The sequence below is a fragment of the Pararhodobacter sp. genome, assembly GCF_034676075.1.
GTDB lineage: Bacteria > Pseudomonadota > Alphaproteobacteria > Rhodobacterales > Rhodobacteraceae > Pararhodobacter.
This window is the reverse complement of sequence record NZ_JAUCCQ010000019.1, coordinates 22,866-45,564: the sequence shown is the minus strand read 5'-3', so window position 1 is coordinate 45,564 and position 22,699 is coordinate 22,866. Positions and strand designations below refer to the sequence as shown.

Annotated in this window: 21 protein-coding genes; 9 read left to right on the top strand and 12 right to left on the bottom strand. The window is 67.7% G+C overall.

What is annotated here, in order from left to right; all coding sequences use genetic code 11:
• Positions 1-581: 581 nt before the first annotated feature.
• The 10 genes from parE to VDQ18_RS08565 form a co-directional block, all read right to left on the bottom strand.
• Positions 582-2,534, bottom strand: a complete 1,953-nt coding sequence (gene parE, locus VDQ18_RS08610) for a DNA topoisomerase IV subunit B (protein WP_323020540.1) — start codon at positions 2,532-2,534, stop codon at positions 582-584.
• A gap of 254 nt (positions 2,535-2,788) precedes the next feature.
• Entirely contained in the window at positions 2,789-3,448 is a 660-nt protein-coding gene (locus VDQ18_RS08605) for a glutathione S-transferase family protein (RefSeq protein WP_323020539.1), read from the bottom strand.
• A gap of 140 nt (positions 3,449-3,588) precedes the next feature.
• On the bottom strand, positions 3,589-3,903 hold the full coding sequence (locus VDQ18_RS08600; RefSeq protein ID WP_323020538.1) for a hypothetical protein: 315 nt from the start codon (positions 3,901-3,903) through the stop codon (positions 3,589-3,591).
• Between the two features lie 135 nt (positions 3,904-4,038).
• A complete protein-coding gene (locus tag VDQ18_RS08595) occupies positions 4,039-4,470 on the bottom strand; it encodes a Na+/H+ antiporter subunit G (RefSeq protein ID WP_323020537.1) in 432 nt (143 codons plus the stop codon).
• Positions 4,471-4,482: 12 nt separating this feature from the next.
• The gene (locus VDQ18_RS08590; protein ID WP_323020536.1) at positions 4,483-4,752 is read right to left on the bottom strand and encodes a K+/H+ antiporter subunit F; all 270 of its coding nucleotides are present in this window, start codon (positions 4,750-4,752) and stop codon (positions 4,483-4,485) included.
• A complete protein-coding gene (locus VDQ18_RS08585) occupies positions 4,749-5,240 on the bottom strand; it encodes a Na+/H+ antiporter subunit E (RefSeq protein ID WP_323020535.1) in 492 nt (163 codons plus the stop codon). The genes VDQ18_RS08590 and VDQ18_RS08585 overlap by 4 nt, the downstream gene beginning before the upstream one ends.
• Before the next feature lies 1 nt (position 5,241).
• Positions 5,242-6,876: a monovalent cation/H+ antiporter subunit D gene (locus VDQ18_RS08580; protein ID WP_323020534.1), complete on the bottom strand. Its 1,635-nt coding sequence runs from the start codon at positions 6,874-6,876 to the stop codon at positions 5,242-5,244.
• A 10-nt stretch (positions 6,877-6,886) separates the two neighbouring features.
• A complete protein-coding gene (locus tag VDQ18_RS08575; protein ID WP_107750790.1) occupies positions 6,887-7,234 on the bottom strand; it encodes a Na+/H+ antiporter subunit C in 348 nt (115 codons plus the stop codon).
• Position 7,235: 1 nt separating this feature from the next.
• A complete protein-coding gene (locus VDQ18_RS08570) occupies positions 7,236-10,082 on the bottom strand; it encodes a monovalent cation/H+ antiporter subunit A (RefSeq protein ID WP_323020533.1) in 2,847 nt (948 codons plus the stop codon).
• Positions 10,083-10,288: 206 nt separating this feature from the next.
• Positions 10,289-10,495, bottom strand: a complete 207-nt coding sequence (locus VDQ18_RS08565) for a cold-shock protein (protein WP_323020532.1) — start codon at positions 10,493-10,495, stop codon at positions 10,289-10,291.
• Between the two features lie 311 nt (positions 10,496-10,806).
• Here VDQ18_RS08565 and VDQ18_RS08560 point away from each other — a divergent pair, with 311 nt between their 5' ends.
• Genes VDQ18_RS08560 through VDQ18_RS08540 form a run of 5 tightly spaced genes read left to right on the top strand, consistent with a single transcriptional unit; the run spans position 10,807 to position 15,797 of the window.
• Complete coding sequence (locus VDQ18_RS08560; RefSeq protein WP_323020531.1) at positions 10,807-11,466, top strand: transglycosylase SLT domain-containing protein; 660 nt, start codon at positions 10,807-10,809, stop codon at positions 11,464-11,466.
• A complete protein-coding gene (gene flhA / locus VDQ18_RS08555; RefSeq protein ID WP_323020530.1) occupies positions 11,463-13,541 on the top strand; it encodes a flagellar biosynthesis protein FlhA in 2,079 nt (692 codons plus the stop codon). Before VDQ18_RS08560 ends, flhA begins: the two co-directional genes overlap by 4 nt.
• Positions 13,538-14,323 carry a flagellar biosynthetic protein FliR gene (locus VDQ18_RS08550; protein ID WP_416235096.1) on the top strand — a complete coding sequence of 262 codons (786 nt, stop codon included), beginning with the start codon at positions 13,538-13,540 and terminating at the stop codon, positions 14,321-14,323. Before flhA ends, VDQ18_RS08550 begins: the two co-directional genes overlap by 4 nt.
• Complete coding sequence (locus VDQ18_RS08545; protein ID WP_323020529.1) at positions 14,320-15,414, top strand: flagellar type III secretion system protein FlhB; 1,095 nt, start codon at positions 14,320-14,322, stop codon at positions 15,412-15,414. The genes VDQ18_RS08550 and VDQ18_RS08545 overlap by 4 nt, the downstream gene beginning before the upstream one ends.
• Positions 15,414-15,797 (top strand): hypothetical protein, encoded by a 384-nt coding sequence (locus VDQ18_RS08540; protein WP_323020528.1) that lies wholly within the window; start codon positions 15,414-15,416, stop codon positions 15,795-15,797. The genes VDQ18_RS08545 and VDQ18_RS08540 overlap by 1 nt, the downstream gene beginning before the upstream one ends.
• Positions 15,798-15,876: 79 nt before the next feature.
• Here the strand turns inward: VDQ18_RS08540 and VDQ18_RS08535 are convergent, their stop codons facing one another.
• Both VDQ18_RS08535 and VDQ18_RS08530 read right to left on the bottom strand, forming a co-directional pair.
• The gene (locus VDQ18_RS08535) at positions 15,877-17,253 is read right to left on the bottom strand and encodes an FAD-binding oxidoreductase (RefSeq protein ID WP_323020527.1); all 1,377 of its coding nucleotides are present in this window, start codon (positions 17,251-17,253) and stop codon (positions 15,877-15,879) included.
• Positions 17,250-18,905 (bottom strand): thiamine pyrophosphate-requiring protein, encoded by a 1,656-nt coding sequence (locus tag VDQ18_RS08530; RefSeq protein WP_323020526.1) that lies wholly within the window; start codon positions 18,903-18,905, stop codon positions 17,250-17,252. The genes VDQ18_RS08535 and VDQ18_RS08530 overlap by 4 nt, the downstream gene beginning before the upstream one ends.
• Positions 18,906-19,333: 428 nt before the next feature.
• Here VDQ18_RS08530 and VDQ18_RS08525 point away from each other — a divergent pair, with 428 nt between their 5' ends.
• The 4 genes from VDQ18_RS08525 (at position 19,334) to VDQ18_RS08510 (ending at position 22,694) form a co-directional block, all read left to right on the top strand.
• The gene (locus VDQ18_RS08525; RefSeq protein WP_323020525.1) at positions 19,334-20,362 is read left to right on the top strand and encodes a TRAP transporter substrate-binding protein; all 1,029 of its coding nucleotides are present in this window, start codon (positions 19,334-19,336) and stop codon (positions 20,360-20,362) included.
• Positions 20,363-20,435: 73 nt separating this feature from the next.
• Complete coding sequence (locus tag VDQ18_RS08520) at positions 20,436-20,948, top strand: TRAP transporter small permease (RefSeq protein ID WP_323020524.1); 513 nt, start codon at positions 20,436-20,438, stop codon at positions 20,946-20,948.
• A gap of 1 nt (position 20,949) precedes the next feature.
• Entirely contained in the window at positions 20,950-22,242 is a 1,293-nt protein-coding gene (locus VDQ18_RS08515; protein WP_323020523.1) for a TRAP transporter large permease, read from the top strand.
• The gene (locus VDQ18_RS08510) at positions 22,242-22,694 is read left to right on the top strand and encodes a DUF3237 domain-containing protein (protein WP_323020522.1); all 453 of its coding nucleotides are present in this window, start codon (positions 22,242-22,244) and stop codon (positions 22,692-22,694) included. Before VDQ18_RS08515 ends, VDQ18_RS08510 begins: the two co-directional genes overlap by 1 nt.
• The last annotated feature ends 5 nt before the right edge of the window (positions 22,695-22,699 follow it).

Below are 22,699 nucleotides of genomic sequence, written 5' to 3'. Positions count from 1 at the left end.
CACATCGAAACAGGATCAGGCTGCCGGAAGACGCCCCATGACGCAACCTTTTATGACCCGGGGGCTTGGCGCCGCAAAGTCTGCGGCCGTTTCGGCGGTGAGTTAGAAAGCTTTCGGATGACATCAAGGCGTGGCCTTGCATCAACGTCAGTGTTGCAGACAGAAGCTGAGAATGAGGGCTCGTGTGCTCTCCGGGACCGCCTCACCCGGGGCCATCGACCCCATCCGCGAGCGCCCGCCGGGTGGGGATCTACCCCATCTTAGCCGGACCTTGGCACGGCGCTGTCCGGATCATTCGGGCGGTGTATGAGGCGGGGTCTCCTTTTCGGGGGGAGTAGACCCCGCCGAAGCGCCAGCCCGAGGGGACCGACCAGCGCTTGCCCGGCGCCTTCGGCTTGGTTCCGGGCGGGGGGCGCAGGGTGCGCATTCATTGCGCACCAAGAACCGTTGCGGTCGGTGCGCAATGAATGCGCACCCTACGGCTTGCTACGACAACCGGGATGCGAGCATCGAAATGCTACACGCTTTGCAAGTTAAGCCGTTGTCGCCGCGCTGAAATCGCCTCTCATGGCGAAGTGATCTCACACATCCACATCCTCAACAAACCGCGCATTCTCGCTGATATACTGGAACCGCAGCTCCGGCTTTTTCCCCATCAGCCGCTCGACCAGATCGCCCGTCTCGCCCGGGATGTCCTCGTCGATCGACACCCGGATCAGCTTGCGCGAGGACACGTCCATCGTCGTTTCCTTCAGATCCTTGGCGTCCATCTCGCCCAGGCCCTTGAAGCGCGACACGTCGATCTTTCCCTTGCCGCCCAGACCCTTGGCCAGCCACAGTTCCTTCTCGGCCTCGTCGAGGCAATAGACCCGCTTCGCCCCCTGCGTCAGACGGAAGAGCGGCGGACAGGCGAGATAGAGGTGCCCGTGGTCGATCATCGGCCGCATCTGGGTGAAGAAGAAGGTCATCAGCAGGGACGCGATATGCGCGCCGTCGACATCGGCGTCGGTCATGATGATGACCTTGTCGTACCGCAGGTCGTCGACGCGGAACTTCGACCCCATCTGTACGCCCAGAGCCTGGCAGAGGTCGTTGATCTCCTGGTTCTGGCCCAGCTTGCCCGAGGCCGCGCCCAGCACGTTCAGGATCTTGCCGCGCAGGGGCAGCAGGGCCTGGGTGCGCCGGTCGCGGGCCATCTTGGCCGAGCCGCCGGCCGAGTCACCCTCGACGATGAACAGCTCCGTCCCCTCGCGGTTGGTGGCCGAACAATCGACGAGCTTGCCGGGCAGGCGCAGCTTCTTGGTGGCGGTCTTGCGCTGGGTCTCTTTCTCCTGGCGGCGGCGCAGGCGTTCCTCGGCCCTGAGCACCAGGAAATCGAGGATCGCGCCCGCGGCCTTGGGGTCGCCCGCCAGCCAGTTGTCGAAATGGTCGCGCACTGCGCCCTCGACCAGCCGCGCGGCTTCGGTCGTGGCCAGCCGGTCCTTGGTCTGGCCGACGAATTCCGGCTCGCGGATGAAGCACGAGACCAGCGCGCAGCCCCCCGTCAGCATGTCGTCGCGGGTGATCTGCTCGGCCTTGCGGTTCTTGGTCAGCTCGCCATAGGCGCGGATGCCCTTGAGGATCGCCGCCCAGAAGCCTGCCTCATGCGTGCCGCCCTCGGGCGTGGGCACCGTGTTGCAATAGCTCTGCACGAAACCGTCGCGCATCGGCGTCCAGTTGATCGCCCATTCGACCGAGCCGGGGACGCCGAACTTCTCCTGGAAATGGACCTTTCCGGCGAAGGGCTTGTCGGCATAGGTGGAATCCTTGCCCAGCTGTTCGTTCAGGTAATCGGCCAGGCCGCCGGGGAAGTGGAACACGGCCTCCTGCGGGGTGTCGCCGTCGGGGATCGCCGATTTCCAGCGGATCTCGACCCCCGAGAAGAGATAGGCCTTCGAGCGCACCATCTTGAAGACCCGCGCCGGGCGGAAGCGGTGGCTGCCGAAGATCTGTTCGTCGGCGTGGAAGGTGGTCGTCGTGCCGCGCCGGTTGGGGGCGGCGCCGAGTTCCACGACCGGGCCCAGCGGGATGCCGCGCGAGAAGCGTTGCTCGACCAGTTTGCGGTCGCGGGCGACCTGCACGACCATGCTGTCGCTCAGCGCGTTCACCACCGAGGCGCCGACCCCGTGCAGACCGCCCGAGGTCTCATAGGCCTTGCCCGAGAACTTGCCACCCGCGTGCAGGGTGCACAGGATCACCTCCAGCGCCGATTTGCCGGGGAATTTCGGGTGCGGATCGAAGGGCATGCCGCGGCCGTTGTCGCGGATCGTGACCGAGTAATCGGCGTGGATCTCGACCTCGATGCGGTTGGCATGGCCCGCGACGGCCTCGTCCATCGAGTTGTCGAGGATCTCGGCGACGAGATGGTGCAGCGCCCGTTCGTCGGTGCCGCCGATATACATGCCGGGGCGTTTGCGGACGGGTTCCAGCCCTTCGAGCACCTCGATGGAGGAGGCGTCATAGGTTTCGGGCTGGCCGGCGAGGAAATCGGTCATGCTGCTCTGCGACTCTGGGTTCGTGATTGGCCCCTAATAGACCACCGGGGCGGGTCAGGCGCAAGGATTGGGGGGTGACCGAGGCTCGGATCGCCAGATAGCGTGGCGGGAATACACGGCAGGGCGGCCGGGGGACCGGCGGGCAGCGGATGTTCAGGACCGCGTGGGGGTCCCGTGGGACGCAGGAAGGGATCGGGGCGGTGGGCTGAAACCCCACCCTACAGGGGCCGTGGAAGGGGGCAGGCCCCCTCCCCTCACGCCGGTTCGGCGTTGCGTTCGGCCATCATCTGCTGGAAGGCCGGGCGGGCATGGCAGCGGGCGATCCAGTCGCGGATCCGGGGATAGGCGGCCAGCGCCGGGGCGTGGGGCTGCACGTAGCGCACGCATTCGGCCATCAGGATGTCGGCGACGGTGAAGCGTCCGCCCATCAGCCAGTCCGTCCCTTGAAGATGCGCCTCGATCCGGCCCAGGGGACGCGCCAGCGCGGCGGTCTTCTCGGCGAGCTTGGCCTGACCCTCGGGCGTCTCCTGCCCCTTGGCGGCATAGGTATAGAGGATGTCGAGCGCCGGGCCCTCGATCCCGGTGATGGCAGCAAAGCCCCATTGCATCGCCTCGCCCTCCTCCGCCAGCGTCGCGGGGGCCAGCGGGCCGCCGAACTTGCGCGCCAGATAGAGCGGGATCGCCATGGATTCCGTCAGCACCAGATCGCCGTCCACCATGACCGGGATCTGGCTGGCCGGGTTGAGCGCCAGGAACTCGGGCGAGGCGGTGTGGAACGGCGCATCGGCCGCTCCCGGATCGGCCAGGCGATAGGCCTGGATCACCGGCACATGGCGGAACTCGACCCCCATCTCGCGTAGCAGCCAGAAGGGCCGCGTGGCCCGCGATCTGAGAACGCCGTAAAGGGTGATCATGTCCTGCTCCCTGCCCCCGTTGTGCCGCCACTCTAGCGGGCCGGATCGGGCAGGCAAGGGGCCGTGGCACGGGGCGGATTGAGGCGGCCCCGGCACGGAAACACCGGGCCAGTGAGCCGGACGCGTCCCGCCCTGCCCGCTTACCCCTGCACCGCCCCGAACACCTCATCCCCCCGGCGCCAAAGGGACACCAGATCGGCGATGCTGGCGCCGCCCTCGCCCCCCTTCAGGACCAGCACATCGGTGCCGATCAGCGCCGCCACCCGCCAGGCGTCGAGCGCGGCGACGCGCGCGGCGGGAGCGGCGCCCAGCATTTCCTCGATGGTGGCGGCGGCCAGGCTAAAGGGCAAGGCCAGCGCCAGCGCCGGAAGGTCGGGACGGTCCACGGCAAGACGCGCGGCAAGCTCGATGGCCACCGCGCGCGCCTCTGCCGCCTCGACCAGGAGCCGCGTCATCACGGTCTCGGTCAAGCCGTCGATTGCTTCCGCCTCCCACACCGCCGGGGATCCCAGATCAGACAGCCCCCAAGCATGGGGCTGCCCCCCGTCATAGCGCAACGCGACCGGCACGGATACGCCCGCGGGCCGGACTCAAGCGGTTTTGTCCGGGGCGCCCGGCTCGACCGGCTGCATGTCCCGCACGCCGCGCGCCGGGCCGTCGGCGGTGAAGCTGGCCCAGCCCGAGGCATCGCGCGGCTCGGGCAGGGTCTCGGGCTTCTCGCGCATGTGGATATGCACCTTGGCGATGAAGAGGGCGGTGATGGGCGAGGTGATCACCAGGAAAAGGGTGATGAGCAGCTCGTGCATCGACACCCGGCCCTCGGCCGCGAAGATGTAGATCATCGAGGCGATCAGCACGCCCCCCACCCCCAGCGTCGTGGCCTTGGTCGGCGCGTGCAGCCGGGTCATCGGGTCGGGCAGTTTCAGCAACCCGTAGGAGCCGACGAGGCCGAAAAGCCCCCCCACGACCAGGAAGACGGTAACGGCGATCTCGGCCCAGAGCGGCAGGTCAGCGATTGGCATGGATCGGGGTCCTCACTCGATGATGTCGCCGCGCAGCAGGAAGCGGCAATAGCTGACGGTGGAGACGAAGCCCACGAGGGCGAAGAGCATCGCCACCTCGAAGAAGATCGGCGAACCGAGCGCGAAGCCCAGCAGGATCAGAAGCGCGATGGCGTTGATGGTCATCGTGTCCAGCGCCAGGATCCGGTCCGAGATGCGCGGCCCCCTGACCACGCGCCACAGGTTCAGAAGCAGGCCCAGCGTGAAGCTGCCGATGCAGAAGATCAGGGCATAGGTGATCATTCGAAGATCTCCTTCAGGCGGCGTTCATAGCGCGATTTGATGTCGTCGCGGATCGCGTCGGGGTCGGGCGCGTGCAGCGCATGGACCAGAATGGCCCGCCCATCGGCCGAGAGGTCGCAGGACACGGTCCCCGGCGTCAGGGTGATGGTGCTGGCCAGTGCCGTGATCGCCTCGGGCGAGCGGACGTCGAGCGGCACGCAGATCCAGGCCGGGCGGATGTCGCGCGCCGGTTTGAACAGCACGATCAGCGCCACGTCGATATTGGCCTTCACGATGTCATAGAGCACGACGAAGGCATATTCGATGGCCCTGAGCGGGCTGCGCAGCCGCGGCATGTCGGGCCAATAGGCCCGGGTCAGCATCGGGATCACCAGACCCAGGATCACCGCGAAGACGATGGAATTGAGCTTCAGCGAATTGACCAGCAGAAGCCAGGTCGCCACCAGCGTCAGCGACAGAAGCGGATGGGGCAGAAAGCGCGACAGCATATCAGTGTCCCTCCGAAGTGGCGGGGGCGTCGCTGTGTGCGGGGGCCCCGTGATCGGCGCCGTGCAGGTCGTCGGCGCGTTCTTCCTCGGCCGCGAGGCGCGCGGCGCGTTCCTCGGGCGTGCCGAGCACGGCGTAGATATAGCCCTGCGGCGCGTAGAGCTGCGCTGCGGTGGCCTGGGTATAGCCAGTGACCGGCCCCGCGGCGACCGTGAGCGCCGCGATCAGCGCCAAGAGCGTGCCCAGCGCCGCCATCCCCCAGCCCGAGAGGCTGCCGGGGGCGATCTGGAACTCGTCGCCGGCGGCGGGCGTCATCTTGTCATGCGGCCGCCAGAAGAGGACCGAACCGGCCCGGGCAAAGCCCACCACGGCGATGAGCGAGGTGACCAGGATGAAGGCCCAGCCCCAGACCCACCAATCGGCCGCGCGGATCGCCTCCAGCACCATCAGCTTGCCGAGGAAGCCCGACAGCGGCGGCATCCCCGCCATGGCGATGGCCGCGGCGAAGAAGAAGGCGGCGACGAGGCCCGAGCGGACCAGCGGCGCCTGCGGCACCAGCGCCGAATTGCCCCGCCGCGCGCGGACCTGATCGACGACCAGGAACAGCGCCGCCGTCGCCAGCGTCGAATGGATCAGGTAATAGAGCGCCGCGCCGGTGGCCAGTTCACTGAAGGTGCCGATGGCCAGGAACAGCGTCCCCATCGAGCCGATGGCAGCGAAGGACACCGTGCGGGCCAGCGTACCGCCGCCCAGAACACCGATCATGCCGATGGCCAGCGTGACCAGCGCCGCGGGCACCACGACATCGGCCACGAGCCCCCCCATCGGCGCCAGTGTCACCGGGAAGATCAGGGTGAAGACGCGGATCACGGAATAGGCGCCGACCTTGGTCATCACCGCGAACAGCGCGGCAACCGGCGCAGGCGCCAGCGCATAGGTGTTGGGCAGCCAGAAATGCATCGGCAGCAGCGCGCCCTTCAGCACGAAGACCAAGAGCAGCAGCACCGCGGTGACGCGCAGCAGCGCCCCGTCGCCCGCGGGCAGTTCCGCCGCGCGCTCGGCCAGATCCGCCATGTTGAGCGTGCCGAAGACCGCATAAAGCGTGCCCAGCGCGAAGAGGAACAGCGTCGAGCCGGCCAGGTTGTAGATGACGTATTGCACGCCGCCCCGCAGCCGCATCCGCCCGCCGCCGTGGGTCATCAGACCGTAGGAGGCGATGAGCAGGATCTCGAAGAACACGAAGAGGTTGAAGATATCCCCGGTCAGCATGGCGCCGAACAGGCCCATCAGCTGGAACTGGTAGAGCGCGTGGAAATTGCGCCCCCGCTGGTCCCAGTTGGTGGCGATGGCATAGGCCAGCACGACAAGGCCCAGCACGGCGGTCAGCGTGACCATCAGCGCGCTCAGCCGGTCCAGCACCAGCACGATGCCGAAGGGCGCGGGCCAGGAGCCCAGCTCGTAGCTTTCGATATTGCCGCCCGCGGCCGAAACCAGCAGCGCGCCGGTCAGCCCGACCAGGAGCACGGCCGAGACCAGCGAGGCCACGCGTTGCAGCGTCACGTCATGGCGCATGGCCAGGGTGATGAAGGGGCCCATCAGAGCGGGCAGGATGATCGGGGCGATGATCCAGTGTTGCATGATCAGGGCCTCAGTTGTCGGCGTCGGGCTGCTCGCCCGGCCGCTCGATGTCGATCTGGTCGGTGCCCGCGTTGAGGTAGGACCCCAGCGCCAGAATGACCGTCAGCGCCGTCATCCCGAACGAGATGACGATGGCGGTCAGCACCAGAGCCTGCGGCAGCGGGTCGGTCATGGTGGGCGCCGCGCCGAGGATCGGCGGCGCGCCCGCCACGAGGCGACCCGAGGCGAAGATGAAGACGTTCACCGCATAGGTGAGCATCGACAGGCCGAGGACGACCGGGAAGGTCCGAAGGCGCAGCATCAGATAGACCCCGGATGCGGTCATCGCGCCGATGGCGATGGCGACAAGCGCTTCCATGTCAGGTCTCCTCCGGATTGATGGGCTGGCGCTCGGCCTGCGGGTCCACGTCCATGGGCGTCAGGTTGATCCCCTCGCCCGCCCGCACGCCGATCCGGCTGAGGCTGGCCAGCGCCAGCATCACCGCGCCGACCACGGTCAGGAACACGCCCAGATCGAACGAGGCGGCGCTGGCCAGGTGGATGCGGTCCAGCGGCCAGATCTGCACGTATTCGCTGGTCGAGGTGAGGAAGTTCCACCCCAGGATGACGCTGGCGATGCCGGTGAAGACGGCGATCAGCACGCCCGCCGAGATCAGCCCGTGATAGGCCACCTTCTGCCGCGCCTGGCTCCAGGCAAAGCCCGAGGCCATGTATTGCATGAGGAGCGCGATGGCGACGACCAGACCGGCGATGAAGCCCCCGCCCGGCTCGTTATGGCCGCGCAGGAAGATATAGACACCGACCGTCAGGGCGATGGGCAGCGCCAGACGCGTGGCCACGACCATCATCAGCGGGTGGCGGTCGCGGGCCTGCGCCATCTCGGGCACCCAGTTCTGCAACCGGCGCGAGGCGGGGCCGTGCAGCATCACCTCGACCAGCGCGTAGATCACGAGGCCAGCGATGCCCAGAACGGCGATCTCGCCCATGGTATCGAAACCGCGGAAGTCGACGAGGATCACATTGACCACGTTGTTGCCGCCGCCGCCGGTATAGGAATTGGCGACGTGGTAATCGGAGATCGTCGGCAGCGACATGTCGCGGGTCAGGATGGCGAAGGCCAGCGCCCCCACCCCGCCACCGGCGGCGAGCGCGATCACCCCGTCCCGGAAGCGACGCGCCGGACGGGATTCGGCCGGGGTCTCCTTCGGCAGGTAGTTCAGCGCCAGCAGCAGCAGGATGACCGTCACCACCTCGACCGTGAGCTGGGTCAGGGCCAGATCGGGGGCCGAGAATTGCACGAAGGTCATCGACACCACGAGCCCGCAGATCGAGATGACGATCAGCGACAGGAAGCGCATCCGGTGCAGCAGGGTCACCCCGGCGACCGCGACCATCAGGATGGCGAAGAACACCAGCTCTACCGGGCCGATCGGCAGCATGGCGCGCGCGCCGGGGGTGAATTCGCCGCCCCAGAAGGCCCAGCCCGCATAGGCGACGATCACCGCCGTCAGGATGCCGAGATAGCGCGAGATGGCCCCGTCATGCAGCGCATCGGTCAGGCTGATGGCGCCCTTGGCCGCGTTGTTGACGATGGCGTCGAAGATCGCCTTCGCCTCGGGCCGCGGCGCGCGATCCCAGAGCGGCGCGAGCCCGCGCTGGAACGACAGCAGCACGATGCCCACCGCCACGGCGATGCCCGACATGATCAGCGCGGGCGTGACCCCGTGCCAGAGCGCCAGATGGACATGGACCTCGGTCCCGGTCACGGCGCTGGCCACGGTATCGACGAAATGACCCACCGTCTGGTCGGGGAAGAGGCCGATCGCCAGCACCAGCACGCAGAGGAAGGCGGGCGAGATCCACATGCCGAAGCCCGGGTCATGCGGGTGGTGGGGGTAATCGTCCCTCACCGGCCCCATGAAGGTGTGGAAGATGAAGCGGAAGGAATAGGCGACCGAGAAGATGGCGCCAATCGTGGCGACGACGCCGAACCAGGTGCCCGCGTCATGCGTGGCCTCCAGCATCATCTCTTTCGACAGGAAGCCGTTGAAGAACGGGATTCCGGCCATCGACAGCGCGGCGATCGTGCCGATGGTGAAGGTGACGGGCATCAGTTTGCGCAACCCGCCCAAGAGGCGGATGTTGCGGGTATGCGCCTCGTGATCGACAATCCCCGCGGTCATGAAGAGCGCGGCCTTGAAGGTGGCGTGGTTGATGATGTGGAAGACGGCGGCGGCGGCGGCATACTCGGTGCCGAGGCCCAGCAGCATGGTGATCAGGCCCAGATGCGACACGGTCGAGAAGGCCAGCAGCGCCTTCAGATCGTCCTTGAAGAGCGCGATCACAGCGCCCAGCACCATGGTGATCAGCCCTGCCCCGCCGACGATCCAGAACCATTCCGGCGTGCCCGACAGCACCGGCCAGAGCCGCGCCATCAGGAAGAGCCCCGCCTTCACCATGGTCGCCGAATGCAGATAGGCCGAGACCGGGGTCGGCGCGGCCATGGCGTGCGGCAGCCAGAAGTGGAACGGGAATTGCGCCGATTTGGTGAAGGCGCCCAGCAAGATCAGCAAGAGCGCCGGCAGGTAATACTCTGAGGACTGGATCAGATCCTTCTGCTCGAGGATCACGCTCAGGTCGTAGCTGCCCGCGATCTGGCCCAGGATCAGCATGCCGCCGATCATCGCCAGGCCCCCCATGCCGGTCACCGCCAGCGCCATGCGAGCGCCCTGACGGCCCTCGGGCAGGTGCTTCCAATAGCCGATCAGCAGGAAGGAGGAGAGCGAGGTCAGCTCCCAGAAAATGAGCAAAAGCAAGATGTTATCCGACAGGACAATCCCCACCATCGCGCCCTGGAACAAGAGCAGATAGGTGTAGAAATTGCCCATCGGGTCATTCTTCGACAGGTAGAACCGCGCGTAGAGGATGATCAGCAGGCCGATGCCCAGGATCATCGTCGCGAACAGGAACCCCAGCCCGTCGAGCATGAAATTCACGTTAAGGCCGAGTTGCGGCAGCCATTCATAGCCTTCAGTCACCACCCCTCCGGCGCCGATGACGGCGGGGGCGTGCAGCATGAGGCCGATGAAGGCGAGGCCGGTGGTGGCGAAGGTCACGCTGGCGCAGGTGTTGCGACCCGAGCGGATCAGGAGGCCGGGCAGAAGCGCGCCAAGGAAGGGCAGCGCCGCGATCAGGGCAAGGGACATGTCGGTTCCTTTGTCCGAGGGCGGCCCGCCCGGGATCGGACGGAAGGGCCGGTGTGCGAAACGGGCCTCACGGCCCGCGGCCCTAAAATTGAAAATGACGCCGTGAAGTCAAGCGAAACCGGACGCGGAAATGCCGGATTCGACCGCCGCAACGAAAACGGGCGACCCCTGGGTCGCCCGTCAGAATTTCACTGTGGCAAATCGCCTCAGGCCAGAACGAGATTCGAGGCCGATTCACGGCCGTCGCGGCTGGTCTGCAGGTCGAAGGTAACCTTCTGGCCGTCCTTCAGGCTCTGCAGGCCCGAACGCTCGACGGCGCTGATGTGAACGAAAACGTCCTTGGAACCGCCATCGGGCTGGATGAAGCCATAGCCCTTGGTGGCGTTGAACCATTTCACGGTGCCGGTAGCCATCGTGAACACTCCTGTCGTGGCGCTGCCCACACTATGCGGCAGCCTGGCTCAGTCAAATCGGGATCGAGCGCAGAGTGCCTTTGCGGGCCGAACAGGTCGATAGAGATAACGTCGCGTTGTTTTTCATGCCTGATTCCATGCCATCGCGCAAGACGCTTGAAGGGCCGGAAATCGCGCTTTTGTTGAGGTTTCGACGCATGGGGGCGCTACCGGCGCGGGCCTCGGGGCGCAGGTAGCGTCAACGGTTCATCAACCTTGTGCGCGCTAGGCTCGGCTCTCCTTTCCGGTGGAACCGGCTGCCCGCGATGAAGATGTCCCGCCCCCTCCTGCCCCTGGCCTTTCTGGGTCTCGCGCTGCTCGCCGCGCCCGCTTCGGCACGGCCGGAACTCTGCGAATCCGCCGCTGTCACGGCCGCGCGGGAAACCGGCGTGCCGCTTGATGTGCTGCTGGCCATCGCCCTGACCGAGACGGGGCGCAGCCAGCAGGGCAGCACCCGCCCCTGGCCCTGGACCGCCAATGCCGAAGGCCGCGGCCATTGGTTCGCCACGCGGGAGGAGGCCGCGCGCTTTGCCCGCGCGCTGCTGGCCCGGGGGCAGGATCTGTTCGACCTCGGCTGTTTCCAGATTAACTGGCATTGGCACGGGCAGCAGTTCCGCCAGCCCGAGGATCTGCTCGACCCCCTGACCGCCGCCCGCTATGCCGCGCGCCTCCTGGCCTCCCTGCACGAGGAATTCGGCTCGTGGGAGGGGGCGGCGGGCGCCTATCACTCGCGCAACCCCACCCATGCCGAGCGTTATCGCGCCCGCTTCCGCAGCCTGCGCGCCGGGCTCGACCCCACACCGCCGCTGATCGCCGCCCCACGGGCCGAGCGGGTCAATACCTTCCCGCTTCTGGCCGGAACCCCCGCCGGTGCCTCGCTGGTGCCGCTCGGCCTGCCCTCCTCCCGCCCGCTGTTCGAGGCCCTGCCGTGAAACTGACTGCCGCCCGCATCTTCCAGCCGACCGTCCTGCTGGCCATGGCCCTGATGGCGGTCATCGTCATGATGATCCTGCCGATGCCGTCCTGGATGCTGGACATCGGCCTGGCCGGTTCCTTCGCGCTGGCGATCCTGATGTTCACCATCACGCTTTTCATCGAGCGGCCGCTCGATTTCTCGATCTTCCCCACCGTGCTGCTGGCGTCGCTGATGCTGCGGCTCTCGCTCAACGTCTCGTCCACCCGGCTGATCATCGGCGAGGGGCATACCGGGCCGCAGGCGGCGGGCTCGGTCATCCAGGGCTTCGCCAGCTTCATCATGGGCGGCAGCGTGTTTCTGGGCGTCGTGGTCTTCTGCGTCCTGCTGATCGTCAATTTCATCGTCATCACCAAGGGCGCGGGCCGCATGGCCGAAGTGGGCGCGCGCTTCGCCCTCGACGGCATGCCCGGCAAGCAGATGGCCATCGACGCCGACATGTCCGCAGGCGCGATCAGCCACGCCGAAGCCAAGGCCCGGCGCGAGCGCGAACAGGCGGAAACCACCTTCTTCGGCTCGCTCGACGGCGCGTCGAAATTCGTCAAGGGCGACGCGGTGGCGGGGCTGCTGATCACGCTTCTGAACATCGTCGTCGGCCTGCTGATGGGGACGCTGGTCCACGGCCTCTCCCTGGGCGAGGCGTTCGAGACCTATGCGATCCTCACGGTGGGTGACGGCCTGGTCAGCCAGATCCCCGCCGTCATCATCTCCATCGCCGCGGCGCTGCTGCTGGCGCGTGGCGGGGCCAATGGCGCGACCGACAGCGCGCTGATGGCACAGCTTGGCCGCTATCCGGCGGCGCTGGCCACGGTCGCGGCGCTGATGCTGGTCTTCGCGCTGGTGCCGGGCCTGCCCTTCCTGCCCTTCGTCGCCGGGGCCTGCCTGCTGGCCGCCGCCGCCTGGCTCGCGCTGAGGGCCGCGAAGGCCCGCGACAAGGCCGCCGCGCCGCAGCCCGAGGCGGTGCGGCCCACCTCGCTGGGCGATGTCCTCGACCTTGATGAGGTGCATGTGACCTTCGCCCCCGATCTGGTGCCGATGGTGCTGGACCCCGCCACAGGGCTCGATGCGCGGATCATGAACATGCGCAACCACGTCGCCCGCAACTGGGGCCTGATCCTGCCCGAGATCCGGCTGACCGACGATCCGGCGCTGAACCCCGGCGAATACGCGATCCTCATCCAGGGCGTCGAACAGGGCCGCGACCGGCTGCGCCCCGACCGGCGCCTGGCGCTGCTGCCCGACGGTGCCAGCGCCGGCGCCCCCTCGGGCATCGACGTGAAGGAGCCGGTCTATGCCGCCCCCGCCCGCTGGATCGCCCCCGAGGACGAGGAGGAGGCAGCGCTGGGCGGGTTGACCGTCGTCGGCCCGGCCGAGGTTCTGGCCACCCATCTGCTGGAGGTGCTGAAGGTCAATTTTGCCCGCCTGCTGACGCTGCGCGGCCTGCGCCGGATGCTGGACGAGATGACCAACCTCTCGGACAGCCGCCGGGCCGAGGCCAACCGCCGCCTGATCGACGAACTGATCCCCGACAAGGTGCCGGTCGACACGCTGCTCGCCGTGCTGCGACTTCTGCTGGACGAAAGGGTCTCGATCCGCAACCTGCCGATGATCCTGGAAGCCATCGCCGAACTGCGCGTGCAGCATTTCACGCCCGAGGCGATCTGCGAACACGTGCGCCAGCGGATGGGCTTCCAGCTGGTCGCCGGGCTGAAGCGCCAGGACGGGACGCTGCCCTTGGTGCAGCTGGCCCCCGAATGGGAAGACGTCTTCACCCGCTACCAGATCGAGGGCGAGAGGGGCGGCACCGACATCGCCCTGCCGCCCGCCGATTTCGGCAAGCTGGCCAATGCCTTGGCCCAGACCTTTTTGTCGCTGTCCGAACACGGGACGCAAGCCGCATTGGTCTCGCCCGCCCGGCGACGGCGGTTTCTCAGGACGGTGATGGCGGCGCGCGACGTGTCCGCGCCGGTCCTGTCCTTCGAGGAGATCGGCATGGAGGCCCGCCCCGCCCTCGTCGGCCAGATCGCCGCATGACGCCCGAGATGATCGCCGCGCTGACCGCGCTGGCCGCCCAGGTGCAGGCCTGGATGGCGGGCGGCGGGCTGGTCTTCGCCCGGATCGGCCCGGTCTTCGCGCTGGTCCCGGTGCTGGGCGAGCGCAGCGTGCCCGCCCGCATCCGGCTGGTGGCGGCGCTGGCCATGACGCTGGTCGTGGCCCCGGCGGTCGCCCCCCGGATCCCCCTGCCCGACCCCAACCCCATCGGGCTGGTGCTGTTCGTCGGCGGCGAAACCCTGATCGGGCTGATCCTGGGCCTCAGCCTCAGGCTGATGATCCTGGCGCTGATGATGGCCGGGACCAAGGCGGCGCAGGCGACCTCGCTGGCGCAGGCCTTCGGCGGCGCGGGCGTCGATCCGCAACCGGCGATGGCGCAGCTGCTGGTCATGGGGGGGCTCTGCGTCGCGGCGATGAGCGGCATCCCGGAGCGTCTGGCGCAACTCCTGGTCCTGTCCTACGACCTGTTCCCGGCCGGGATCTGGCCCTCGCCCGAGGGTGTCGCGCAATGGGGGGTGGCGCGCGTCGCCCATGCCTTCGCGCTCAGCTTCTCGCTGGCCGCGCCCTTCGTCATCGGCGCCGGGCTCTATAATCTGGCGCTCGGCGCGATCAACCGGGCCATGCCGCAACTGATGGTGGCCTTCGTCGGCGCCCCGGCCCTGACGCTGGGCGGGCTCGTGCTGCTGATGCTCTCGGCGCCAGTGATGCTGGCGATCTGGGCGCCCGCCTTCCTGTCAATCCTCGACAACCCGGTCGCGCCATGAGCGCGCAGGGCCAGGACGACGGCGCCGACCGCCCGCACGAGGCGACACCGCGCAAGCTGGACGAGGCGCGCAAGAAGGGCGACCTGCCGCGCAGTGCCGATGTCACGGCGGCGGCGGCGACGGCGGGGTTTCTGGTGCTGGCCCTCCTCCCCGGCGGCTGGGTGCCGCCCCGGCTGGGCGAATTGGGCCGGACGCTGCTCGACCGGGCCGAGGATCTGGGGCCCGAGATGCTGGGCGGCGGCACGGCGATGACCGGGGCGCTGTTGCAGGGCGTGGTGCTCGCCATAGCCCCGGCGCTGGCCATCCCCGGCCTGCTGGCGCTGACGGTGCTGATCGCGCTGCGCGGCATCGTCTTCGCGCCCGAGAAACTGTCACCCAAACTCTCGCGCCTCTCGCCCATCTCGAACGCCAGGAACAAGTTCGGCCTCTCGGGTCTGGTCGAATTCGGCAAGTCGGCGCTGAAACTCACGCTCTATGCCGGGCTGCTCTGGGTCTATCTGCTGTCGCGCCTGCCCGAACTCATGGACACGATCGGCCAGAGCCCCGGCCAGGCGACGCTGGCGCTGTTACATCTGACGGTCGAATTCATGGCCATCGTCGTGCTGATCATGCTGGTGCTGGGGGGGCTCGACTACCTCTGGCAGGTCTTCGACCACCGGCGGCGCCAGCGGATGAGCCATCAGGAATTGCGCGAGGATCACAAGCAATCCGAGGGCGATCCGCATATGAAGAGCGCCCGGCGCCAGCGCGCCCAGGCCTATGCCACCAGCCAGATGATGGCCGATGTGCCGAAAGCGGCGGTGGTGATCGTGAACCCCACCCATTACGCCGTGGCGCTGAAATGGGCGCCGGGGGCCGAGGGGGCGCCGGTCTGCGTGGCCAAGGGCGTGGACGAGGTGGCGGCGCGGATCCGCGAGGCGGCCGCGGAAGCGGGCGTGCCGATCCATTCGGACCCGCCGACGGCGCGGGCCCTCTATGCCTCGGTCAAGCTGGGCGCCGAGATCGCACCCGAGCATTACGCCGCCGTCGCCGCCGCCATCCGCTTCGCCGAGGCGATGCGGCTGCGCGCCCGCCAGCAGGGGCGGCGCTGATGGACCGCAAGCGGGCCGAGGCTCTGGCGCGGCTCGCGGCCCTCGCGGCGCTGAAGCGCGAGGCGGAGCTGGCGAAACTGGCCGCCGTGGCGCAATCCCGCGCCCGGTTGCAGGGCGCGCTGCAGGCGCTGAAGGCGGTCGAGGCGCCGCTCGATCCGGGCGAAGCGGTCAGCGACCCGGCGCTGGTCGGCGCCCGGCTCGCCCATCGCCGCTGGTCCGAGGCGCAGAGCCGGCGGCTGAACCAGCAGCTGGCCATGGTGACCGTCGACTGGATGCGGCAGAAACCGGCCGCGGCCAAGGCCTTCGGCCGGGCGGCGGTGCTGGAGGGACTGGCCGGCAAGGCCGAGGCAGCGCGGAAGGCGGAAACGGCAAAGCGGGAGTGAGCGGGGCCGGGGGGCCAGCCCCCCGGCCCCCCGCTCAAGGGGACCCTCGGGCCCCCTTGAGAAACCCCTGCGCCCCGCCCTAGCCTGCCTGGCCGAGCTTGCCGGGGTTCAGGATGCCCTTGGGATCCATCGCCCGCTTCAAGGTCTTCATCAGCTCGACCGCCGCGTCGCCATGTTCGGCCCGCAGGTATTTCAGCTTGGCCAGCCCGATCCCATGCTCGCCGCTCGCCGTCCCGCCGACCTGCAAGGCCCGCTCGACCAGCCTTTCGGCGAGCCGCGCGGCTTCGGCCATTTCCTCGGGACTGTCGCGCATCACCAGATAGCCCGCGTGGTAATTGCCGTCACCGACATGGCCGATGATCTGCCCTTCCAGGAAACTCGCCTCGATATCGGCGCGCGCCGCCTCGATCTGGCCCGCCAGTTCCGAGATCGGCACGCAGATGTCGCCGGTGTAAAGCTCGCACCCCGGGCGCCGCGCCTTGGTCGCCCAATAGAGGTCGTGGCGCGCCTGCCAGAGGCGGGTGCGTTCCTCGGCATCCGCGGTCCAGACGAAATCCGACCCGCCATGGCCCTCCGCCAGGCTTTCGACGATCTGCGCCTGTTCGGCCGCCCAGGCCTCGGTCCCGTGGAACTCGAACAGGAGCGTCGGCGCGACCCTGAGCGTGAGGCCGGAATAGGCGTTGACGTTCGACACCGCCACCTCGTCCAGGAACTCGACCCGGGCCATCGGCAGGCCGTATTGCACCGCCTCGATCACGCAGGCCACGGCGCTTTGCGCGTCGGGAAAGGCGCAGATGGCCGACGACACCGCCTCGGGGATCGGATGCAGCCGCACCGTCAATTCGGTGATGACGCCCAGCGTCCCCTCGGCGCCGACGAAGAGATGCGTGAGGTCGTAGCCGGTCGAGGATTTCCGCGCCCGGCTGCCGGTCTTGACCACCTGCCCGTCCGCCGTCACCACCCTGAGCGCCAGCACATTGTCGCGCATCGTGCCATAGCGATACGCCATGGTCCCCGAGCCCCGGGTCGAGGCCATGCCGCCCAGCGAGGCATCGGCCCCGGGATCGACCGAGAACATGAGGCCGGTGGCCCTGAGTTCGGTGTTGAGCTGCTTGCGGGTGACGCCCGCCTGCACCACGGCGAGACCGTCCTCGGGCCGGATCTCCAGCACCTTGTTCATGTCGCGCATGTCGATGGTGACGCCGCCGCGGGTCGGGATCGTATGCCCCTCCATCGACGAGCCCGCGCCGAAGGGCACCACCGCCACGTCATGCTCGGCGCAGAGGCGGACGATTGCCTGCACCTCGGCCTCGGTCCGCGGGAAGGCCACGGCATCCGGCAGCGCCGCCGGATGCCAGGAACTGTCATGGCTGTGGTGGTCGCGCACCGCGTTCGAGGTGGCGAGGCGGTCCCCCAGAAGGGACCGCAGGCCGGTGATCACATCGTCCAGGCTCACGGGTAGAGGTTCCCCGAGCCGCGCGGATATTTGGAGGATTCGATCTCCTGACAGGTGATGAACTCCAGAAGCGCCGGTTGCCCCGCCTCGGTCGCGGCGATGCCGCGCTTGATGGCGGGGATGATCTCAGACACTTCAGTGATCCGCTCGCCATAGCCGCCCATCGCCTTGGCGAAGGCCGCGTAATCGCCGCCGATGTCAGTCGAGCGGTATTTCTCGGTCGAAACGGGCATGATCGGCAATTCCATGGCCATGGAATGGTTGTTCAAGAGGATCGACAGGATCGGGATGCGTTCGCGCACCGCGGTTTCGAAATCCATGCCGGTAAAGCCGATCGCCGCATCGCCCCAGACGTTGATGCACAGCTTGTCCGGGCAGGCGAGCTTGGCGCCCATCGCCAGCCCCAGGCCATAGCCCAGCTGCGTGGACTTGCCCCAGCCGATGTAGCTGAGCGGCGTGGTCGAGACCCAGAAGGGCGAGAGCTGATCGCGGGGCGAGCCCGCATCATGGGTGATGATGGTGTTCGCCACATCGACCGTCTGCTGCAGGTCCCAGAGCACGCGGTAGGGCCGGAACGGCGCCTCGTCCGAGCGCAGCTTGACCATCCATTTCTTCATCCATTGCGCGCGGATGCGCTGGATCTCGTCGGCCACGGATTGCGGATCGGGCTTCGGCAGCCGTCGCCCCTCGATCTCGGCCAGAACCGCGTCCAGCGTCAGGGCGGCGTCGCCGATCAGCGCCACCTCGGCCTCAAGGTCCTTGTTGACGTGATCGGGGTCCAGCGTGGCGTGGATCACCCGCTTGCCCAGCGGCATCTCCACCCCGAAGGCGGTTTCGGTGAAGGAGCAGCCGATGCCGAAGATGACGTCGGCGTTGTCGAGGAAATGCCGCACCGTCAGCGGCAGCGCCGCGCCGCCCGAGCCCAGCGCCAGCTTGTGATCCTCGGGGAAGGCGCTTTTGCCTTCCAGCGAGGTGCAGACCGGGATCGACAGCCGCTCGGCCAGCGCCTTCAGCTGCGGCCAGGCCTTGGCGTAATGCACCCCCTGCCCGGCGTAAATCACCGGCCGCTTGGCCCCGGCCAGCAGCGAGACCGCCTCGACCACCGCCGCCGGATCGGGGCCGAATTTGGAGCGCAGGACGGGCTTGTAGTTGAGGGGCTCGGGCACCTCGTCACCCCAGATGTCATTGGGGATCTCGACCAGGACCGGGCCGCCGCGGCCGTTCTTCAGACGCGAGAAGGCGCGGCGCATGATGTTCGGGATCTCGCGCGCGTCGTTGATCGGCTCGGCCGATTTGGTGATGTCGCGCATCGAGATGGTGGAATTGTAATTGGGCGAGACATGCGCAAGCCGCCGGTGATAGCCGCCGGGCATCACCAAAAGCGGCACCGATTCCGCATAGGCCTGGGCGATGGCGCCATAGGTATTCTCGGCGCCGGGCCCCGATTGCATGACGAAGACGCCGATCTTCTCGCCGCTGGTCATGCGGCTGATGGCGTCGGCCATGTGGGCGCCGGTGCGCTCCTGCCGGACGATGATCGGCCGGATATTGGCGATGGCGGCATATTCCAGCACATGGTTGACCGGGTAACCGATCACCATCTCGACGCCTTCGCGCCGCAGGATCTCGGCGATTGCATCCCCGACTTTCATGGCCACCCCTCCCTGGATGTATACATTGATTGCGAGACTGCCCGACCCTTCCGGGCAGTGCAACGGGCGAGTGCGACCCTGCGGGGCCTTCGCGGCGGAAATCGGGCGCAAAGGCGGCATGTTCGGCACCCTGACATGAAAAGCACCCCGGCCGCCGGGAAAAACCGGGACGGAAGCGGCCTTGATATCCCGTCAAAAAAGCGGGCGACGCCGGGCGATTCGGCCGGAAGGGGCGCGGATCAATGCGGCGCCGGACACGCGCGCGGAATGCCGCGCCGCAGCAGAAGCCGGGGCGGCACCGCCATCCAATGTCGTTTGATAATCCAGAAATTGCTTGTCCGAATCCCCTTGGCATGTACACATATTTGCAGAAGCCCTGCCCCTGCGGATTCCGCGGCGGCAGTCAGGACTTCACAGGGAGGAGAAGAATGACCGTCAGAACCTTGGCAGCCGCCACGGCCGTTGCCCTGTGCCTTGGGCACACCGCCGGCGCGCAGGAATACAACCTCAGCCTCGCCCATTGGGTGCCCGCCACGCACCCGCTGCAAGTCCTGGGGATGGAGCCCTGGATGCAGTCGATCACCGAGGAATCGGGGGGCCGCATCACCTTTACCGTCTATCCCGCCCAGCAGCTGGGCGCCGCGGCCGACCATTACGACATGGCCCGCGACGGGATCGCCGATATCGCCTTCATCAACCCGGGCTATCAGCCGGGCCGCTTCCCGATCCTGGCCGCCGCGGAACTGCCGTTCCTCTTTGCCAATGCCACCGGCGCGGTGCGCGGGCTGACCGAATGGTATCAGCAGGGCGGCTACGACGACATGGAAATGAGCGACGTCTATTTCTGCATGGCGCTGACCCATGACCCGGGCACGATGCACGGCAAGGAGCCGATCCTGGTGCCCGAGGATGTGCGCGGACGCACCGTGCGCCCCGCGAACGCCACCGAAGCGCGCTTCGTCAACCTTCTGGGCGGGGCCTCGGTGCAGGTGCCGGCGCCCGCGATGCGCGAGGTGCTGTCGAACGGCACCGCCGACATCACCCAGTCGCCCTGGCAGTCGCTCTATATCTTCGGCGCCGACACGCTGGTCACGCATCACCTCGACATGCCCTTCTATGCCTCGATCAACGGTTTCGTCATGAACCGGGCGATGATCGACGGCATGCCCGAGGATCTGCGCACCATCATGATGAACCACTGCTCGCCCGAGGCGGCCGAGGAGATGTCGACCGGCTGGGCCGGGGCCGAGGCCGCTGGCCGCGCCTCGATCGCCGCCGATCCCGCGCATACGATGCACACGCCCGACGCCGAGCAAGTGGCGCTGTGGCAGGCCGCAGCCGAACCGCTGACCGCGGAATGGCTGGCGCTGATGGCCTCGCAGGGCCGCGACGGCGAGGCGATGCTGCAGGGGCTGCGCGATGCGCTGGCCCGCTATGACGGGCTCTATGGCCAGTAACCGGCCCTGATCCCCTTTCGGCACCGGGCGGCTGGACCGCCCGGGCCTTCCTTCTGACAGACGGACCCTCGCCTTGGTCAAGATCCTGGAACGTTTCTGCCAGATCGTGGAAATGCTGGCCGGGCTGCTGCTCGGCCTGTGCACGATCCTCATCGTCGTCTCGGCCATCGGCCGCTATGCGCTGACCACCCCCGTCCCCGACAGTTTCGACGTCTCGCGCCTGCTGATCGGCGCCTGCATCATGTGGGGCTTCGCCTCGGTCGGCTATCGCGGCGGCCATATCACCGTCGACCTCTTCGTCGAGATGATGCCCGAACGCGCCCGCCGCTGGGTCGAGTTCCTGGCCTGGGCGGTGCTTCTGCTCTTCGTCGTGCTGCTGGCCTGGAAGATGTTCGGCCGCGTCGACAGTGCCATGCGCTCGAACGAGTCGACCTTCGATCTGCGGCTGCCGGTCTGGCCCCTGATGGCGCTGATCTGGGCCGGGACCGCGATCAGCATCCTCACCGTCACCGTGCGCCTGTTCCTGCTGGCCAGCGGCAAGGCGAACCCCGAATTCGAGCGCGAAGCCGCGCAGAAGCTGGACTGACATGACGACCCCTGACCTTATCGCCCTGCTCGGCTTCCTGGCGCTTTTCGGCATGATGGCGCTCAGGGTGCCGATCGGCATCGCCATGGGCCTGGTCGGCGTCTTCGGTTTCGCCGCGATCCGCGGCATCAACCCGGCGCTGAACCTGCTCGCCACCTCGCCCATCCGGGTGATCACCGACTTCAACCTGACGCTGGTCAGCTTTTTCATCCTGATGGGGATTTTCGCCACGAATTCAGGCATCAGCAAGGAGTTGTTCAAGGCGGGCAACGCCTGGCTCGGCCCCTTCAAGGGAGGCCTTGGCCTGTCGACCATCGCAGCCTGCGGCGGCTTCGCGGCGATCTGCGGATCCTCTGTCGCCACCGCCGCGACCATGACCAAGATCGCCCTGCCCGAAATGCGCCGCTATGGCTACCGCGAGGATGCGGCGACCGGCGTCATCGCCGCGGGCGGCACGCTGGGCATCCTGATCCCGCCCTCGGTGGTGATGGTCGTCTATGCCTACATCACCGAAACCGACGTCGGCAAACTCTTCATCGCCGGGATCGTGCCGGGGCTGCTGGCCATCGCCATGTATATGGCCGCGCTCCTGATCGGGCACCGGAAGTCTCTGCCCCCGGGCACGCCCTTCAGCCTGCGCGAGGCAATGCGCTCGCTGGCCGGGATCTGGGCGGTGGTGCTGCTCTTCGTCATGGTGATCGGCTCGATCTACTGGGGCGTCGCCACGCCGACCGAGGCCTCGGCCATCGGCGCCACGCTGACCATGGTGGTGGGCATCGTCCGCGGGCGGCTCAACTTCCGCCAGATCGTCGACAGCCTGACCGAGGCGCTCCGGACCTCGGTCTCGGTCTATACCGTGCTGATCGGGGCGATGCTGTTCGGCTATTTCCTCGCCATCACGCAATCGCCGCAGAAGCTGACCGCCTGGCTGGTGGCGCTGGACTTCGGGCCGATGGGGACGCTGGCGCTGATCCTTCTGGTCTTCATCATCGCGGGCTGCATCCTCGATTCCATGGCGATGATCATCCTCATGGTGCCGATCGTCTATCCGGTGATCGTGCATCTGGGCTTTGACCCGATCTGGTTCGGCATCATCATCGTGATGACGGCGGAACTGGGGCTGATCACGCCGCCTGTGGGGATAAACGTCTATGTGATCAACATGATAGCCAAGGAAGTGAAGCTGCCGGTGATCTTCCGCGGCGTGCTGCCCTTCATTGCCGCCGATGTGCTGCGGCTGGGCATTCTGGTGGCTTTCCCGGCCATCGTGCTCTGGCTGCCGAGGACGATGTGATGCAGACCCCCGCGCTCCGCCCCGTGTGCGAGATCCGCTGCGACCTGGCCCCGCCTCTGGAAAAGGGCGCGGCCGACGGGCTGACCTGGCGGATCATTCCGATCATCGGCGGCACCGTGACCGGGCGGATCGAGGGACGGGTGCTGAACCTCGGCGCCGATTGGCAGACGATCTACCCGGGCCATGCCGAGTTGGACACCCGCTATGCCATCGAGACCCATGACGGCGCCCTGATCGACATCCGCAACTTCGGCTACCGCCATGGCCCGGCCGAGGTTCTGGCCCGGGTAGCGAAGGGCGAGGCCGTTGACCCGGCGGAATACTACATGCGCACCCAGCCCCGGATGCACACCGGCGATCCGCGCTATGCCTGGGTCAACCGCACCATCTTTGTCGGCACCGGCGCCCGCTTTGCCAATTCGGTCGAGATCGGGATCTGGGAGGTCGCCTGACCCCG

Excerpts from the sequence above, each read along its gene's own strand:
- parE (WP_323020540.1), bottom strand. The coding sequence starts at position 2,534 with ATGACCGATTTCCTCGCCGGCCAGCCCGAAACCTATGACGCCTCCTCC.
- VDQ18_RS08605 (WP_323020539.1), bottom strand. The coding sequence starts at position 3,448 with ATGATCACCCTTTACGGCGTTCTCAGATCGCGGGCCACGCGGCCCTTC.
- VDQ18_RS08600 (WP_323020538.1), bottom strand. The coding sequence starts at position 3,903 with ATGACGCGGCTCCTGGTCGAGGCGGCAGAGGCGCGCGCGGTGGCCATC.
- VDQ18_RS08595 (WP_323020537.1), bottom strand. The coding sequence starts at position 4,470 with ATGCCAATCGCTGACCTGCCGCTCTGGGCCGAGATCGCCGTTACCGTC.
- VDQ18_RS08590 (WP_323020536.1), bottom strand. The coding sequence starts at position 4,752 with ATGATCACCTATGCCCTGATCTTCTGCATCGGCAGCTTCACGCTGGGC.
- VDQ18_RS08585 (WP_323020535.1), bottom strand. The coding sequence starts at position 5,240 with ATGCTGTCGCGCTTTCTGCCCCATCCGCTTCTGTCGCTGACGCTGGTG.
- VDQ18_RS08580 (WP_323020534.1), bottom strand. The coding sequence starts at position 6,876 with ATGCAACACTGGATCATCGCCCCGATCATCCTGCCCGCTCTGATGGGC.
- VDQ18_RS08575 (WP_107750790.1), bottom strand. The coding sequence starts at position 7,234 with ATGGAAGCGCTTGTCGCCATCGCCATCGGCGCGATGACCGCATCCGGG.
- VDQ18_RS08570 (WP_323020533.1), bottom strand. The coding sequence starts at position 10,082 with ATGTCCCTTGCCCTGATCGCGGCGCTGCCCTTCCTTGGCGCGCTTCTG.
- VDQ18_RS08565 (WP_323020532.1), bottom strand. The coding sequence starts at position 10,495 with ATGGCTACCGGCACCGTGAAATGGTTCAACGCCACCAAGGGCTATGGC.
- VDQ18_RS08560 (WP_323020531.1), top strand. The coding sequence starts at position 10,807 with ATGTCCCGCCCCCTCCTGCCCCTGGCCTTTCTGGGTCTCGCGCTGCTC.
- VDQ18_RS08550 (WP_416235096.1), top strand. The coding sequence starts at position 13,538 with ATGACGCCCGAGATGATCGCCGCGCTGACCGCGCTGGCCGCCCAGGTG.
- VDQ18_RS08545 (WP_323020529.1), top strand. The coding sequence starts at position 14,320 with ATGAGCGCGCAGGGCCAGGACGACGGCGCCGACCGCCCGCACGAGGCG.
- VDQ18_RS08540 (WP_323020528.1), top strand. The coding sequence starts at position 15,414 with ATGGACCGCAAGCGGGCCGAGGCTCTGGCGCGGCTCGCGGCCCTCGCG.
- VDQ18_RS08530 (WP_323020526.1), bottom strand. The coding sequence starts at position 18,905 with ATGAAAGTCGGGGATGCAATCGCCGAGATCCTGCGGCGCGAAGGCGTC.
- VDQ18_RS08525 (WP_323020525.1), top strand. The coding sequence starts at position 19,334 with ATGACCGTCAGAACCTTGGCAGCCGCCACGGCCGTTGCCCTGTGCCTT.
- VDQ18_RS08515 (WP_323020523.1), top strand. The coding sequence starts at position 20,950 with ATGACGACCCCTGACCTTATCGCCCTGCTCGGCTTCCTGGCGCTTTTC.
- VDQ18_RS08510 (WP_323020522.1), top strand. The coding sequence starts at position 22,242 with ATGCAGACCCCCGCGCTCCGCCCCGTGTGCGAGATCCGCTGCGACCTG.